The 17,285-nt window shown below is 44.7% G+C and carries 9 protein-coding genes and 1 pseudogene; 4 read left to right on the top strand and 6 right to left on the bottom strand.

All coding sequences use genetic code 11. The annotated features are described in order from the left end of the window. Positions 1 to 96 precede the first annotated feature (96 nt). A complete protein-coding gene (locus AACW45_RS13615) occupies positions 97 to 915 on the bottom strand; it encodes a hypothetical protein (RefSeq protein WP_190633138.1) in 819 nt (272 codons plus the stop codon). Between the two features lie 519 nt (positions 916 to 1,434). Between AACW45_RS13615 and AACW45_RS13610 the strand changes: the two genes are divergently transcribed. Continuing rightward, a complete protein-coding gene (locus tag AACW45_RS13610) occupies positions 1,435 to 2,952 on the top strand; it encodes a cellulase family glycosylhydrolase (RefSeq protein WP_373462089.1) in 1,518 nt (505 codons plus the stop codon). A gap of 55 nt (positions 2,953 to 3,007) precedes the next feature. Here AACW45_RS13610 and AACW45_RS13605 read toward each other — a convergent pair. Continuing rightward, a pseudogene (locus AACW45_RS13605) lies at positions 3,008 to 9,049 on the bottom strand (DNA-directed RNA polymerase subunit beta''). Positions 9,050 to 9,161: 112 nt separating this feature from the next. After that, positions 9,162 to 12,461 carry a DNA-directed RNA polymerase subunit beta gene (gene rpoB, locus AACW45_RS13600; protein ID WP_190633134.1) on the bottom strand — a complete coding sequence of 1,100 codons (3,300 nt, stop codon included), beginning with the start codon at positions 12,459 to 12,461 and terminating at the stop codon, positions 9,162 to 9,164. A 391-nt stretch (positions 12,462 to 12,852) separates the two neighbouring features. Between rpoB and AACW45_RS13595 the strand changes: the two genes are divergently transcribed. After that, positions 12,853 to 13,029, top strand: coding sequence for a hypothetical protein (locus AACW45_RS13595; protein ID WP_190633133.1), 177 nt, complete (start codon positions 12,853 to 12,855; stop codon positions 13,027 to 13,029). A 238-nt stretch (positions 13,030 to 13,267) separates the two neighbouring features. Here AACW45_RS13595 and AACW45_RS13590 read toward each other — a convergent pair whose 3' ends face one another. The 3 genes from AACW45_RS13590 to AACW45_RS13580 form a co-directional block, all read right to left on the bottom strand. Next, complete coding sequence (locus AACW45_RS13590) at positions 13,268 to 14,053, bottom strand: TatD family hydrolase (RefSeq protein WP_190633181.1); 786 nt, start codon at positions 14,051 to 14,053, stop codon at positions 13,268 to 13,270. Positions 14,054 to 14,123: 70 nt separating this feature from the next. Beyond that, positions 14,124 to 14,420, bottom strand: coding sequence for a 30S ribosomal protein S20 (gene rpsT / locus AACW45_RS13585; protein WP_190547050.1), 297 nt, complete (start codon positions 14,418 to 14,420; stop codon positions 14,124 to 14,126). Positions 14,421 to 14,494: 74 nt separating this feature from the next. Next, positions 14,495 to 14,713 (bottom strand): hypothetical protein, encoded by a 219-nt coding sequence (locus tag AACW45_RS13580; protein WP_339385081.1) that lies wholly within the window; start codon positions 14,711 to 14,713, stop codon positions 14,495 to 14,497. 76 nt (positions 14,714 to 14,789) lie between these two features. Here AACW45_RS13580 and hisD point away from each other — a divergent pair, with 76 nt between their 5' ends. Beyond that, positions 14,790 to 16,091 carry a histidinol dehydrogenase gene (gene hisD / locus AACW45_RS13575; protein ID WP_190633132.1) on the top strand — a complete coding sequence of 434 codons (1,302 nt, stop codon included), beginning with the start codon at positions 14,790 to 14,792 and terminating at the stop codon, positions 16,089 to 16,091. A 342-nt stretch (positions 16,092 to 16,433) separates the two neighbouring features. Then, positions 16,434 to 16,859 carry a universal stress protein gene (locus AACW45_RS13570; RefSeq protein WP_190633131.1) on the top strand — a complete coding sequence of 142 codons (426 nt, stop codon included), beginning with the start codon at positions 16,434 to 16,436 and terminating at the stop codon, positions 16,857 to 16,859. Positions 16,860 to 17,285 lie beyond the last annotated feature (426 nt).

Below are 17,285 nucleotides of genomic sequence, written 5' to 3'. Positions count from 1 at the left end.
GATTGATAACTATGCTAATTGCTTAAGTCATAATCCAATCAAGATTATCAAGTAAGCTGCTTTTATGCAGCTTATTTGATTATTGTAAGTTAATGATTAAAACGGATTACTAGTGGAAACTTCATAGAAAGCTTGCAATTTATTTGGTGTTTTTGGCGCAGGATTTGGTGCTTGAGGAATAAATTGCAAATTTTGCTGCATTTTTTGCATTTGCAACATCATTTCTCTGAGTTGTTTTTGTAACTCTTCAAACTCACTGGCTGTAATCGTGCTTTTACTGACTGGATTTGCAGTAGCAGCTTCTGGTCGATTGTTTGTGTGATTTTGAGAATAGCTGAGGAAGGTTTGCGCAGATGCAAATTTAGAAGTTGCAGCAGCAGTTTTCACAGTTTTGTGATTATTGTCTTGGTTGACAACAGGGGGTAGAGAATTAACAGGCTGTTGATATACTACTGGTTGAGTTTGCACTACAACAGGTTCGGAAAAGGTATTAGGTAAGGTGTTAGCAAAAAGAGCTTGATTTAAAGGTACGTCATCATCCAAGAAAGCCTTCAATCCAGATATTTGTAGGCGAGATTCTGAGTGCTTTAGCTCTTTAAGTAAGGCGTCTTTTTCCTGTATGTGTTGCTCTAAATAAGTTAATTTTTGCTCATATTTTGCGGATTTGCGAGAAGAGTGTCTCCATCCACAGACAGCAGCTGCTGATATCCCAGCACCTATACTAATTGTGGTTGATAAGATGACATAGGGAATTGCAACATCTCTCAGTTTGCCGTAAAAAATAGGTTCTTCTTGAAATTTAATAGCTATTTGCTTTTCCCCTAGTGTAGCTAGAGGAAATGACATTACTGAAAATACACCGCAGGAAGCAACAATTGGTGGTAGAAAGAATTTCTGTAATGCAGATAGAGACATAGAGGAAATTTGGGTTGTTTGTCTACAAAAACAAGAGGTAAATTGCAGCATGGTATTACTACTGATGAAATTTAGCTTTGATAGCTGTTCAGCAGTTAGTGAATAATTTTTACTGCATTAGTATCCAAATTATTCTCTTAATGCTTAATATGCAATATGAGACTCATGAAGAACTCGGAGAACTAATTAAATTTTTCGTAAATTTAATTACTGTAGTACTAGTATCAAAAGATTCATAAATATACAGAGAAAGCTTGATAAAGCTTATTTTATATATATTTTCAGGATATGATGATGATAAATTTCTGACAAAATAGGGAACATTAGATGCTAAGGATATCTCTCTAGGAGATAGTACTTTTATGGATAATTTTTAATTCGTAATCACCTCTCGCTCGTGGCTATAACCATTTTTAACAGATAGTGAATCTACGTAAGTAAATCATCAAAAATATGCGATATTTCTTGTTGAAAAATACACAAAAACAATTCATTTTTTATCAAAGATTTATTTTATTTTTGTCAACTTTATTATTGTGCTTACTGGGGAGTTTGATCCAACTACCTGCTCAAAGCCATCTCAATGTAGCTAGTGCGGCGATTGCAATCCAACTACCACTGTCAACCTTGGGTGCAAAGATTGTTGATGCTAGAGGTAAGCAGGTGCTATTGCGAGGCGTCAACTGGTTTGGGATGGAAACAGAGACACATGTACCTCATGGGTTGTGGCAGCGCGATTATAAAGAGATGCTTGCCCAGATGAAGATGCTGGGGTACAATCTGATTCGCTTGCCTTATTCTGTGGCAGGATTGAGAGCGCCTGATATCAATGGTGTTGAATTTAATATTGGTAGCAATATCGAATTTCAAGGCAAAACGCCGTTAGAAGTGATGGACTTGATTGTGCAAGAAGCAGAAAGACAAGGATTATTCATTCTGCTTGATAGCCATCGCCTCAACGATCAAAGGATTCCCGAACTGTGGTATGGAGACGGCTTTACAGAAGCCGACTGGATTGATACGTGGAAACTGTTAGCAGAAAGATATAAAAATCAAACTAACGTCATTGGTGCAGACTTAAAAAATGAACCGCATGGACGCGCTAGCTGGGGTACTAACGACTTAGCTACCGATTGGCGACTAGCAGCAGAACGTGCAGGTAATGCCATTCTCAGTATTAACCCTAACTGGTTAATTATCGTTGAAGGCGTCGAAAACAATGTTCCTGGTCAAAAACTCAAGCATCATTGGCAAGGTGGTAATCTAGAGGGTGTCAAGCGCTATCCAGTACGCTTAACTAATCGCCGTAAATTAGTTTATTCTCCCCATGAATATGGCCCGGGAGTTTTCAATCAGCCTTACTTCTCCGAGTCTAACTTTCCCAAAAATCTCATTCCGCGTTGGCAAATCGGCTTTAACTATATTTCTACTCAAAATATTGCACCAATTTTAATTGGCGAGTTTGGGGGACGACAAGTAGACAATATTTCTCCAGAAGGTATTTGGCAAAATGAATTTGTGAAATACATCCAGAAGCATAATTTAAGCTTCGCCTACTGGAGTTGGAATCCGAATAGCGCTGATACAGGGGGTATCTTACTCGATGACTGGCAAAATTACGATCGCGCCAAGCAGCAATTATTATCTCAACTGCTACCATCGATGGCAGTTAATAACCAGAATGTCGCCGCATCTCCCAATCCCCCTATACCTGCAACTTTTACAAATACAGCAAAATTACAAGTCACGACGAATATTTATGCTAATTGGGAAACAGGACTTTGTGCTAACTTGAAAATTTTCAATTCCAGCAATAGTAAAGCGAACAACTGGCAACTGACATTTCGGATGAATCAAGCTAGGATTAATAATTCTTGGAACGCTAATTTTCAACAGCAAGGTACAGAATATATTGTCACTCCTTTGGATTGGGCAAGGGTAATTGAACCAAATCAATCGCGGGATATTGGTTTTTGCGCGCAAAAATTGGGTACAGATTACCAATTACAAAATATAGAAGTGAAAATTACCCAATAATAAAAAAGGCAAAAGAGAATTCTCTTTTGCCTAAATTAACTATTAGTTTTGAAGATTATTCTTCATCAAAATCATCGTCATCATCATCTTCTTCGTACTCGTCTTCTTCCTCTTCTACAAGATCGATGACTTCATCAGCTATCAAGTCATCGTCATCGAGAATAGAACGTTCTGCACGTCTACTGCCAAATGTATGTTCGGTGAGAGAAGGTGCATCTAGATTGTAGGCACGTGCTGTGCGATCGTCTAGCACCATGTCTAAAGGATCGTCAACTTCATCTAAGACACTGCTACTTTCTAAAGCAGCATAGTCATCAATTGCTCCTGTTTCTTCATAGGCATTGTACCCAGTACCAGCAGGAATCAATCGTCCAATAATTACGTTTTCTTTTAACCCCCGCAGCCAGTCAGATTTACCTTCAATGGCGGCTTCGGTTAAGACTCTGGTGGTTTCTTGGAAGGAAGCAGCAGAAATAAAGCTGTCGGTGTTCAAGGATGCTTTGGTGATACCCAATAATACAGGGGTATACTGCGCTCTAGCACCGCCTGTAATCGCCATTGCTTCGTTCACCTGCTCAACTTGGCGCAATTCAACCAACTCACCGGGAAGCATGGTGGTGTCGCCACCATCATCAATCCGGACTTTATTAGTCATTTGGCGAACAATCACTTCGATGTGTTTGTCGGCAATATCAATACCTTGGGATTGGTATACCAACTGTACTTCATTCACCAGGAATGTTTGCACTTTCTGTAAAGCATGGCTAGCACAAGCGTAGACGCCATCTTCTGAACCCAGGCTAAAGAAGACTTCCAAAATTTCGTGGGGGTTGGAAGGGCCATCGCTGAGGGGTTGTCCTGCTGTTACATGGGAACCATCTGTTACCACTAAGTTTTGTCCGGGGCCGAGAGGATAATCGGTGACTACTCCATTAGGTTCTACTACTTTAACTGCGATCGCTTCATCACCATCGCCGTAAACTACTTTCACTTCCCCAGCCCGACGGCACAAAATACAAGCTTCTTTGGGTTTACGGGCTTCTAGTAGTTCCTCAATCCGGGGTAAACCTTGGATAATGTCCCCAGTTTTGGCACGTTCAAATACCAGCAACACCAAGTTATCACCGCGTTGTACTAAATCGCCATCTTCGATTTGCAATACAGCACCAGGGCTGACTCGATAGGGACGACCAACACGGATAGAAACTGTATAGTTTTGTGTACTCAGGGCAGAATCTTGAGTTGTTGCTGTAGCCGCAGCATTTTTGATGCCTACAACCTGTCCAGATTCTTCACTGAAGACGCCAGGAGCAATTTCCGTACCAGCTACAATCAAGTCACCCGCTTTGACTTTTGCTGGGGCACTAGTATTCACTGTTATAGTATCGCTTGGACGCAAGACTAAACAACGGCGTACTGTTTCTGTACCTTTCTGGACGCCCCGCACAATACCCCCTTCTTTACACAAGATTTGGGTACGGGCGACGACTGCACCAGGGGCGATGGTTAATCCATCTTGTACTTCCAGGGAAGTTTGAGTACTACCTTGGGTAGCATCAGCCGTGATATCGCGACGAATTACCAAGGATTCCAAAATTACCAGCTGTAAGCGCTGAACTTCTGAGTTGTCTGGATCGGGTAGTAATTCAATATCGGCGGCTAAAGGAGAAGCGTTGTGGTCTTGTTCGCCTTCTTGCTCGATTTCCAATACTAGTTGGGTACGTAGCAGTTCTACCCCTTCCACAGACTTGACACGTTCAGAATCTTTGTAAGGTAGTCTTTGTACTGCCCGCAATTGAATTGAACGTCCAGTTTGTTGACTCACTGATGTAGTAGAAGGTACATCAGGATTGCTGGGAACGGCAAACTCTACTACAGGACGGCTTAATAAAGCAGGCCCTTCGGGAGACTCTACATACTGGATGTAGCGCAATTCGGTGGCGACTGTACCTTGGAATTCCTCACCAGGTTGAATAAAGGTGTTATCTCTACCGATGACTGCTTCGGGATCGTCTACCATCAGCAGTTCACCTGGTTTAATTACGACTTCCCGCAAGATGTCGTTTTTCTGGGTAACTTCAATCACACCACTGTTTTGGCAGAAGATATCCCTGACAACTTCTGTACCAGCTTCGACAAATTGTCCGTCTTCTACCAGTAACAAGGAGATATCTTTGTTAACTTCGTGGGTTTCTTCGGGAATCCACAACAGGGTACCTCCCTGTACCACTTCATAACCCAGCTTGGCTTTACCTTTTTTCTGAACTTCAACGCCAGCGAATTTCAGGAAGCCCCCGGTGGTGGTGCGATAGCGGTCATCAATTAATTCCGCTACTACTTGACCATTTTGCACTTTTGTGCCTGGGGTAGCTCTGAGGTTAAATACTTGGTTATTACCAGTGGAAACTAGGTAGCTGTTGCGTCCTTGGGAACTTTGAACGGTAACTGTGGCTTGGTCTAAGACTACAGAAGCGGTAATAATTTCAATTTCTCTGGTACTCTTACCGGGAGTAGCTTCTGGTAGGCGGACTGTACCACCGTGTAGGGTTGTGAGTTTGGTTTCTGCGAGTACGCCATTGGAGGCGATCGCATCTCCATTTTTCACTACCAATTCTGCACCAGGTGGCAGGTTATACACTTCCCCAGATAAAATCCAAATCAATCCACCGCGTGCGGCTGTAGTGGTGGTGTTGCCTTGGCGGTCTGTTTTTTGCTCGGGGACAACTTCGGCAAATTGGACTTCACCTGCTAAGTCAGTGGCTACATCTTTTACCGCTTTTTCCGTATTCGCACGGGTTGTCCGTCCACCAAGGGCGACTTCTGCAAGTAACTGCCCAATTTTTACCTGCTGACCATCGGTGATGTATAGTGTGGAACCTTGGGTAACATTAATTTCTTGGTTTCCGCCTGTGCTATCAGCACTATCTTTTTTCGGTTCCAAGACAATTACGCCGTTGGCTTCGACAAATAAAGCATCTTCACCGTGGCGGGTACGGTAGGGTCTGGTGCGTAATTTCCTGGGTAGGCGGATAGTACCATCGGTTTTGGAACGTACTTGTTGGGCGACTTCCCCGGTAAATACACCACCTGTGTGGAATGTCCGCATGGTTAGCTGAGTACCAGGTTCACCGATACTTTGAGCGGCGATAATTCCCACAGCTTCGCCCAAGTCCACCATTTTGGCATGGGCTAAACTCCAGCCGTAGCAATGTTGACATACGGAACGGGCTGCTTCACAAGTCAGAGGCGATCGCGCGAGGACTTCAGTTACCCCAGATTTTTGAATTTTTGCCGCCAATTCATCGGAAACTGGGGTATTACGCGGGGCTATCACTTCTTTGGTCTTAGGATCTAGCACATCTTCCGCTATTACCCGTCCATGTAGACGTGTAGCTAGGGGAATTTTTGTTTTGCCACCTTCTACCATTGCCCGAATGGGAATACCTCTGGTAGTACCACAATCAAATTCGCGGATAATCACATCCTGGGATACGTCCACCAGACGCCGGGTGAGATAACCAGAGTCAGCCGTCCGTAAGGCTGTGTCTACCAAGCCTTTCCGCGCACCATAAGAAGAAATAATGTATTCGGTGACGGTGAGTCCTTCACGGAAGTTAGTTTTGATGGGTAAGTCAATAATTTCCCCTTGGGGATCTGCCATCAGTCCCCGCATCCCTACTAACTGCCGGACTTGGGAGATGTTACCCCGTGCGCCGGAGAATGCCATCATGTATACGGAGTTGAGGGGATTGGTCTTTTTAAAGTGAACGACTACCTCATCTTTCAGGGCTTCACTGGTACCGTTCCAGGTATCAATTACTTTTTGGAAGCGTTCTACTTCTGTAATTTCACCACGTTGATAGCGGGCTTCTGTGGCGCGAATTTCTTCTTCGGCAGCTTCCAAGAGCGATCGCTTAGAAGGTGGTACCATCAAATCGTCTACACTGATAGACACCCCTGCCCTAGTAGCATAGCGAAATCCCAAGTCTTTCAATTTGTCCGCCATCACTGCGGTACGCGCCGTACCATAATTTACAAAGGCCCAAGAAATCAAATTTCTCAATTGACCTTTATCAACTACGCGATTGCGAAAAACTGCCTTTTCGTTAGTCATTAGTCAATAGTCCTTAGTCAATGGTCAATGGTCAGTAGTCAGTAGTCAGTAGTCAGTAGTCAGTAGTTAAATACTTTTGACTTTTGACTTTTGACTTTTGACTTTCTAACTAGCTAGTGCTTCTTGAATTGCCTTGTTGTAAATCACGCGACCTGGCGTCGTGCGGACATACTGAGACAACAAATTCCCTTGGGCATCTTCTCTGACTCGGCGGTATTTATACAGCAGAGTCCGGGTACCATCGGTATTTTCTGTAACTTCTAGCGCTTCTGTATCTGGCCCGTCTGATTCGACTTCACCATCAAACCGCACGTAGATATAGGCGTGTAAGTCAATTTGCTCTTGCTGGTAAGCCATAATTACATCATCGAGAGAAGCAAAATACCGTCCCGCCCCTTTGGTAGCACCTGGGTTTTCTGCGGTTAGGTAATATGCTCCCAAAACCATGTCTTGGCTGGGTGTGATAATTGGCTTACCGGTTGCTGGCGACAAGATATTATTAGAAGCCAGCATTAATAATCGGGCTTCTGCCTGACTTTCTAAAGACAGGGGGACGTGTACCGCCATTTGGTCACCGTCAAAGTCAGCGTTAAATGCTGGACAGACTAAGGGATGGAGTTGAATCGCTCTACCTTCTACCAAAATTGGCTCGAATGCCTGAATCCCTAAGCGGTGCAGTGTTGGTGCCCGGTTTAGTAGTACTGGGTGTCCTTCAATCACTTCTTCCAGTACGTCCCATACGCTGGGGTCATTACGGGAGATCAGTTTTTTCGCAGCTTTGATATTATTGACCATCCCGCTACGAATTAAGCGATTGATCACAAAGGGCTGAAATAGCTCAATCGCCATTTCTCTGGGTAAACCGCATTGGTGGATATTTAATTTTGGCCCCACCACAATTACAGAACGACCGGAGTAGTCAACCCGTTTACCTAACAAGTTTTGCCGGAAACGTCCTTGCTTACCTTCAATAATGTCCGATAAGGATTTCAAAGGACGGTTATTGGCACCGACTACGGTGCGTCCCCGGCGTCCGTTGTCAATTAAAGCATCTACTGCTTCTTGCAACATCCGCTTTTCGTTGCGGACAATAATTTCTGGTGCCAAAATTTCTTGGAGGCGTGCCAGACGATTATTGCGGTTAATTACCCGACGATACAAATCATTCAAATCGCTGGTAGCAAACCGACCGCCATCCAGTTGCACCATTGGGCGTAAATCTGGGGGAATTACCGGGATCACCGCCATTACCATCCACTCTGGTTTGGAACCAGTAGCGATGAAGTTGTCAATTACCCGTAGGCGTTTAATTAACTTTGCCCGCTTTTGTCCTTTAGCCGTGCCAATTTCTTCCCGCAGGCTTTCGGCTTCTTGCTCTAAATTAATATCAGCTAGTAAGTGCAACAGTGCTTCAGCACCAATACCTACTTCTACGCCTTGTAGTTGGGAATCTTCACTATAAATTTGGTCTTCAATTTCCAGCCACTGGTCTTCACTCAATAGCTGTTTATAAGTTAAAGTTTCCGCATTGCCTGGGCTAAGAACAACATAAGAGTTGAAATAGACAATTTGTTCTACATCCCGCAAAGGCATATCTAGCAGGATGGAAATATAGCTAGGAATCCCTTTGAGATACCAAACGTGAGCTACTGGTGCTGCCAGCTTGATATATCCCATGCGGTGACGCCGCACTCGTGATTCTGTAACTTCTACACCACAGCGTTCACAAACAATACCTCTGTGGCGCACTCTTTTATATTTACCGCAGTGACATTCCCAGTCTTTTGCTGGGCCAAAAATGCGTTCGCAGAATAAACCGTCCATCTCTGGCTTGAGAGTCCGGTAGTTAATAGTTTCTGGTTTGGTAACTTCACCAACAACTTGACCGTTAGGTAAGGTGCGTTCGCCCCATTGCCGAATGCGTTCTGGTGATGCCAAGCCGATTTTTACGTAGTCAAACTGATTGGTTTGGGCGTTTCTCATACTTAAGTGCTGAGTTTTGAGTTATGAGTATATTTAGTTTTTTGTTGAAAATTGGGCATGGGGCATTGGTGATTAGTCATGACTACCTCCCCTAGCCCCTAGCCCCTAGCCTCTATTCATCATCTTCCAGTGATTCACGGGAAAGAGATTCATAGGTTGGTCGCGGTGGTGTGCGTCTGGCTGATTGGTCTGCCATTAAATCGACTTCCACATCTAAGGAACTGCCATCTGCTTGGGTTTCTACTTTGTGGACGGCAATATCTAAACCTAAGGATTGCAGTTCTCGCATCAATACCTTAAAGGACTCTGGCGTTCCTGGTCGAGGAATTGCTTTACCTTTAACAATGGCATTGAGCGCTTCATTCCGTCCCTGCATATCGTCAGATTTAACAGTCAGCAATTCCTGCAAGGTGTAAGCTGCACCAAAGGCTTCCAATGCCCACACTTCCATTTCTCCGAAGCGCTGACCACCTTGTTGAGCTTTACCACCCAAGGGTTGCTGAGTAACCAAGGAGTAGGGGCCTGTAGACCGGGCGTGAATTTTGTCATCCACTAAATGCACCAGCTTCAGCATGTAAGCTACACCCACGGTTACCGGACGGTCGAAGGGTTCGCCTGTACGTCCGTCAAATACCATGATTTTGCCTGGGTTATCAGGGTTGTATAACCAATTCTTGCTGGTTTCATCCCTTGCTTCTTGCAATTTGCCATGTACAATCCGGCGCGATGACTCTTCCCCATACATTTCGTCAAAGGGAGTAATCTTAAACCGCACGCCCAAGTTTTGACCAGCCCAGCCTAATAAACATTCAAATACCTGTCCGACGTTCATCCGGCTGGGTACGCCCAAGGGGTTGAGAACAATGTCTACTGGAGAACCATCTGGTAAGTAAGGCATATCTTCCAACGGCAATATCCGGGAAATAATCCCCTTGTTACCGTGGCGTCCTGCCATTTTGTCGCCGACTTGAATCTTGCGTTTCTGCGCTACGTACACCCGGACTACCATGTTGGCTCCTGGTGGGAGTTCGTCCCCTTGTTCGCGGGTAAATAAACGCACATCGACGACGCGACCTTTTTCACCGTTGGGCACTCGCAGAGAGTTATCGCGCACATCCCGTGCTTTTTCACCGAAAATCGCCCGCAGTAGTTTTTCTTCTGGGGGTTGGTCAGATTCACCTTTGGGTGTAACTTTACCAACTAAGATATCCCCAGCTTCTACCCATGCACCAATGCGAATAATTCCTTGTTCGTCTAGTTGGCGTAAAGCATCTTCCCCAACGTTGGGAATTTCTCGCGTAATTTCTTCAGGGCCTAGTTTTGTTTGTCTGGCCTCAATTTCATATTTTTCAATGTGAATTGAGGTGTAAACATCATCCTGAACTAATCTTTCAGAAATTAAAATCGCGTCTTCGTAGTTGTAGCCTTCCCAAGGCATGTAGGCAACGACGATATTTTGACCAAGTGCTAATTCTCCACCTTCTGTGGAGGAGCCATCAGCTAATACCTGACCGGCAACTACACGCTCGCCTATCCGGACTAGGGGTTTTTGGTTGAGGCAAGTATCTTGGTTGGAACGCTGATACTTGGAAAGGGTGTATTTAATTTCAGTTGTGGTGTTTTTGACCCGGACACGGATTTCTGTGGCATCAGCATAAACCACATCGCCATCGGTACGGGAGACGATTACCATCCCGGAGTCTCTTGCACCTTGGGCTTCTAGTCCTGTGCCGACTAAGGGACGTTCTGGCTTGAGCAAGGGTACTGCTTGCCGTTGCATGTTGGAACCCATCAGCGCCCGGTTAGCGTCGTCATGCTCCAGGAAGGGAATCATACTAGTAGCTACCGATACAATTTGTACTGGTGATACTGCTACATAGTCCACCTGTTCTGGGGTGGTGGTGGAGAATTCCTGACGATAGCGTACTGGTACTTGAGGCCCAATAATCATGCCATTTTCATCAACAGGAATGTCACCAGGAGCAACGCGCAAGTCGTCTTCTTCATCGGCTGTCATGTATGCTGGCGTCAGGTCAAACCTTACCCGACCATTTTCCACCGGTCTAAAGGGTGTTTCTAAAAAGCCGTATTGGTTTACCCGCGCATGGGTGGCTAGAGAGCCAATCAATCCCGCGTTGGGGCCTTCTGGGGTTTCAATGGGACAAATCCGTCCGTAGTGGCTGGGGTGAATATCCCGGACTGCAAACCCGGCTCTTTCTCTAGTTAAACCGCCAGGGCCTAGAGCAGATAGACGGCGTTTGTGAGTCAGTTCTGCTAGGGGATTGGTTTGATCCATGAACTGACTTAATTGGCTGGAGCCGAAGAATTCTTTAATTGCAGCTACTAGGGGTTTGGGGTTAACTAGGGAAGCTGGGGTGAGAACTTCAGCATCGGATACAGTCATCCGTTCCCTAATGATTCTCTCTAGGCGGTTTAAACCTACCCGGACTTGGTTTTGCAGCAATTCACCGACACTTCTGACTCGGCGATTACCCAAGTGATCAATGTCATCGATGTTACCGATGTCATATTCTAGGTTAATCAGGTAGTCTACTGCGGCTAAGATATCCCCAGGAGTTAAGACGCGCATGGTGTCGGGAACCGACAGCCGTAATTTTTTGTTGAGCTTATAACGTCCGACACGCCCTAAATCGTAACGTTTGGGGTCGAAGAATCGCGAATCTAATAGCTGTTGTCCACCTAAGACTGTGGGTGGTTCACCAGGACGCAATTTGCGATATAACTCCATTAGGGCTTCTTCTTCCGAAAATTGCCCTTCTTTTTCAATGGTTTTTTGGAAGTACTCAGGATGGCGTAAGGCATCAAAGATTTCGTTATCTGATAAACCTAGAGCTTTTAAAAGTACTTGGGCTGAGAGTTTGCGGGTTTTATCAATCCGTACCCACACGAGATCGTTACGGTCTGTTTCAAATTTTAGCCATGCGCCCCGGTTAGGAATTAAGCTGGCTGAATAGGTACGGCGACCGTTTTTATCAATTTCTGATTTGTAATAAACTCCAGGCGATCGCACAATTTGGTTGACGATCACTCGCTCGGCTCCGTTAATAATAAAGGTGCCGCGATCGGTCATCAAGGGCAAATCGCCAATAAATACTTCTTGTTCTTTGATATCCCCGGTTTCTTTGTTCAACAAACGTGTGGGGACGTACATTTGTACAGCGTATGTACTATCCCGCCGTTTGGCTTCTTCGACACTGTACTTTGGTTCTTTAAGTTTGTAGTTTTGACCTAAAAAGTGCAGTTCTAGTTTGCCGGTGTAATCTGTAATCGGACTAAAGGAGTTAAGTTCTTCTATTAACCCTTCTTCTAAAAACCAACGGAAGCTAGAACGCTGGATTTCAATCAAGTCGGGCAACAGAAAGGCGGGTTCCATATAATTTTCGTTCGTCATGCCTCTACCTTTGTCAACCTGGTTAAACTTACCATTGGACACTGCTTTTTGACGGTTCCCACCGCTAGCCAGTGTCCGTAGCTGTTTGGGAACTTCTCCTTAAACGCCACCTGCTAAACAGCAGGTACGGGCAAACGCAGAAATTAAAGCGGGAAAGTGCTATCTTGGCAAGCGGGAAAGTACTCCACTAAAAGTGACAATTATAACTAATAACCAGCTACTAGGTTGATTGCTCAAAAGTAGATGGTTGAGATAATCTGGAATTAAGTTGGCTTTTGTCACTTCTCCTCCCACAAGCGCGTTAATTAGCCGCCGCAGCTTTTTTCCTGTTTTGTTTTCAATACCCCTCTATATTTAGACTCACGGTGATATCCTAAAACTAAGGAACCGAGTGGCTCTGAATCGACTCTGGATTAGTATGGCTTTATCTTGGTGGGTGATACTCACAAGGCAATTATGTTTAACAGTTTTCTATAGATTAAATACGGAAAAGGTATTTTTCTCAAAGTGTCTAGCTCAACTCATGATTGTCAGTCTTGGCGATCGCGGCGATTACATCCGCTTGTAGAGATTAGGAGGATGGTCAACCCCAGCAAATAATTAGCTTAGACACCTTAAGGATGACTGCTTTGCGGGTAGCGATGGTCAAGTTAGTAACTGTGCAAAATCAATCTTAGGAGTTTTATTTTCCTTCCTTTATCATTATGGCGCAAGCAAAATGTTTTGGAGGAAATAATTTTAGCATATTTCCATCCTCCAAGGTGTTTATTTTTTTGTACACAGCCAACTACACTTAAATGTACACCTTATAGTACCAGACTAAATAAGTCGCAGGCATTTTGGGTGGTTTGGGCGGCGATCGCTTCTACCGTCTGTTTACGCAGTTCGGCTATACTCTCTGCTACATAACGGACATAAGCCGGTTCATTGCGTCCTGTACCTCGTTTGGGGACGGGAGCGAGGAAAGGACAGTCTGTTTCAATTAGCAAGCGATCGCTCGGTACCATTGCGGCGGTAGCTTGGATTTGCTTGGCATTTTTGAAGGTAACTGTCCCGCTAAAACTTATGTAGAAGCCTAAATCAATGAACCATTGAGCTTCTTCGGGCGTTCCACCCCAACAATGCATTACACCCCGCACTCGTTCGCCTTTTTGTTCTCGCCATTTTTGCAACACTTCTCTTACCTGTGCGGCTGCATCGCGGCAGTGGATAATTACAGGTAAATTCAGTTCATAGGCGATCGCTAATTGCGCTTCAAACACCATGCGCTGTTGCTCATAGTTGTCTGCTTTACAAAAATCCAGTCCCATTTCCCCCATAGCGACTACTTTGGCATCTGATTTCGCCAATGTGAGAATTTCATCGGCTGTTCCATCAGTCCATTGTTTAGCATCGAGAGGATGTAACCCAACGGCAAAGCTGAGTTCGGGAAACTCGCGTGCTATGGCTTGGATACTGGCAAATTCTGCTGGTTCGACGCATGAATGTATTAAATGCACTACACCTGCTTCTTGCCATCGCGATCGCACTGCTGCTAAATCTTGCTGAAAAACGTCAAAGTTGATGTGAACGTGAGTGTCAATTAGCTGCATTTTTGTTTTAGAGTCATTAGTCATTAGCCATTAGTCATTAGTAGCAGACTAATGACTAAATGATTTGGGACTACTGTGCCGTTTGTGTAAGTGGTTTGAGTTTACGAGCCAATCTTGATTTTTTCCTGGCTCCATTATTGGGATGAAGCACACCTCGCTTAACGGCTTTGTCGATTTTGCTGTAAGCCTCAGCTAATCGCTCCTGTACTTGTTGCTTTAATTCGGGAGTGGGATTAGCAGCATAGACTTCTACTGCATTCACGTACTTCTTCATCAGCGTATTGACAGCTGATTTATATGATTTATTACGCAGCCGATTGCGCTCTGCAATATGGGCGCGTTTGAGAGCAGACTTTGAATTCGCCACAGTCAGTTCCAGAAAGACTATTAATATGTACACACACTACTAGATTTACTAATATAGCATCCATATTGCCAATGTTAAGATTTCCCAAAAAAATATTGTGGGGCATGGGGCATGGGGCATTGGGCATGGGGCATGGGGCATGGGGCATTGGGCATTGGTTCAGTTACCATTTCTCCCCCTTCCTTGTCCCCCTTATCTCCCTGCTCATCTGCAACAGATAATTGGCAACCTATTAACAACACTGGGAGTATCAAAAAAATCCAGGTTAAGCTAGAGAAGGGAATTAGACTCACCTCGGTACCTGTTTAGGTAAAGAGCAAGATTAATTCTCAGGCGGGTATATTCTAATTTTGGCATTGTGCTTACTCCATGCTGCGAATTATTACTCAGCAGGCAGACGTCAGAGCAGAACTACAACGGATCTGCGATCGCACCCATGACGAACACGTACTTCATAAAGAAGCCACGGTGCGGGAAGTGTTGCAAGCGGTGAAACGCCAAGGCGACAAGGCTGTATTGCATTACACAGATGAATTTGACAACCAAACTCTCAAGCAGGAGGAACTGCGGGTTACAGGCTCAGAATTGGATGCGGCTTATCAGCAGGTGTCTCAGGAGTTGATTGCGGCGATTCGGTTAGCTAGCCAAAAAATCGAAGCTTTTCATCGTCAGCGAGTCCCGAAAAACTGGGTTAACTTTGCTGATGATGAGGTGGTGTTGGGCAAACGCTACAATCCTGTAGATCGGGCGGGTTTATATGTCCCTGGTGGGCGTGCTGCTTATCCCAGTACTGTACTGATGAATGCCATTCCGGCGAAAGTGGCTGGTGTACCGCGAATAGTCATGGTGACACCTCCAGGGGCAGGTAAAGCAATTCCTCCGGCTGTGCTAGTAGCAGCCCAAGAAGCCGGGGTACAGGAAATTTACCGAGTCGGGGGAGCGCAAGCGATCGCGGCTTTAGCTTACGGTACGGAAACGATTCCGAAAGTTAATGTCATTGTAGGCCCTGGTAATATTTATGTCACCCTGGCTAAAAAACTTGTCTACGGTAGCGTCGGGATTGATTGCCTATCAGGGCCGAGCGAAGTGCTAATTATTGCCGATGAAACCGCAAATGCCGTACATGTAGCTGCGGATATGCTAGCCAGAGCCGAACACGATCCAATGGCGGCGGCGGTTCTGCTGACTACGGATGCGGCTTTAGCGAAAAATGTCCAAGTAGCTGTGGAAAGACAATTAGTAGATCATCCCCGACGGATTGACACGGAAAAAGCGATCGCTCACTATGGGTTGATTGTGATTGTCGAATCTCTCAAAGCAGCCGCAGAACTGACTAATGAATTTGCTCCCCAACATCTGGAATTAGCAATTGCCGAGCCTTGGGAATTTCTCCCACAAATTCGCCATGCTGGGGCAATTTTCTTAGGAGATGCTACACCACCAGCCGTAGGACAATATTTAGCAGGCCCCAACCATACCTTACCAACTTCGGGGGCTGCCCGTTATGCTTCAGCCTTGAGTGTGGAAACTTTTCTTAAACAATCAAGTATAATTCAATACTCCCAAACTGCATTGCAAAAAGTGGCTGGGACAATTGATATTTTAGCATCAGTGGAGGATTTACCCTCCCATAGCGATTCTGTCAGACGGCGAATTCAGCATGAAGAGTGATTGAGAATGGTGAATTTTTGCTGATGATTTGCGAGAAAATCACCCATTAGATGCAAAATAAAAGCTTGGGAAATTGAGTATGATATAAACTCATAATCCGCGTACCGTAGGGCATACGGAAACGTACCTTGAAATAGGTAAACGCTTGGGGAGTAGTCCATCAAAAGGACAACTAGATAGTGAGTGATATTCTAGTAAGTCCGGACTAGACATAATCGTGTGAGACCTTAGTAGGGAGCAATCCTCAAAGGGCAGTGATTAGCCCAAGAATCCCCGCACCTGGCTTTCGCGAAGTGCGTGGAAATGTCAATTAAGGGGTCTACTCTTGAGGAGACGAGAGCGGTGTTAAAAAATATCTTGGTAGCTCTAGACGGTTCGGAAATATCAGAGCGAGTAATTGAGACTGTAAAAGAGTTGGTGCTGGCTCCAGATAGTAAAGTTATTCTTTGCCATGTTTTTGCACCGCCAGAGTTAGAGATGGATTTACCTGCAGATCGGCCTCATGCGGATTCACCAACATTGTCTTATTTTTATATTGAAAAACAACTGCAATCTTATCAAGAAAGTTTACCTGTACCCAGCCAATTAGAATTAGTTACTGGCTATGCAGCAGACGAAATTATTCGCTTGGCTAATATTTATCAGGCTGATTTGATTGTCATTGGTAGTCGCGGCTTAACAGGAATGAAGCGAATTGTTCAAGGTTCTGTTAGCAGTCAAGTGGTTGAAGAAGCTAATTGTTCTGTATTAGTGGTTAAGCCAACTTAAGTAGTTTGGTGTAATTAAAGATAACTAGTTAAGGTGGTCATTGCTCGTTAGTCATCTGTCATTGGTAAGAGTTGTAATACCAATTTAATATCAAGACGCGCGTAATTATATTGGAAGATATGGAACTGAAAAAACTCTGCGTACCTTTGCCTTGAAGAAAGGTAGAGTTTTGTGCAGCTTCACAAATAAATGGTATGAGAGCGAGCGAATTTAGGGACTTGCAAATAAAAAAATATACAACTATTTATTGTGGGGTGGGCGTCTCGCCCGCCCATAGTAAAAGGCGGGCAAGACTTCGGCGTGAGCGCTCAGTCGAACGCTGCCCACCCCACAAGATTGGATAATTTATTTCTTGGAAGTCCCTTAGCAAGACAAATAATACCAATTTAAATAGTTTTTGCGGCACATTAATATATTCTAGAGGGC

The organism is Calothrix sp. FACHB-168, assembly GCF_963889195.1.
Lineage (GTDB): Bacteria > Cyanobacteriota > Cyanobacteriia > Cyanobacteriales > Nostocaceae > Aulosira > Aulosira anomala_A.
Note: the sequence above shows the minus strand (reverse complement) of the source record. Positions and strands in the feature narration are given on the sequence as shown.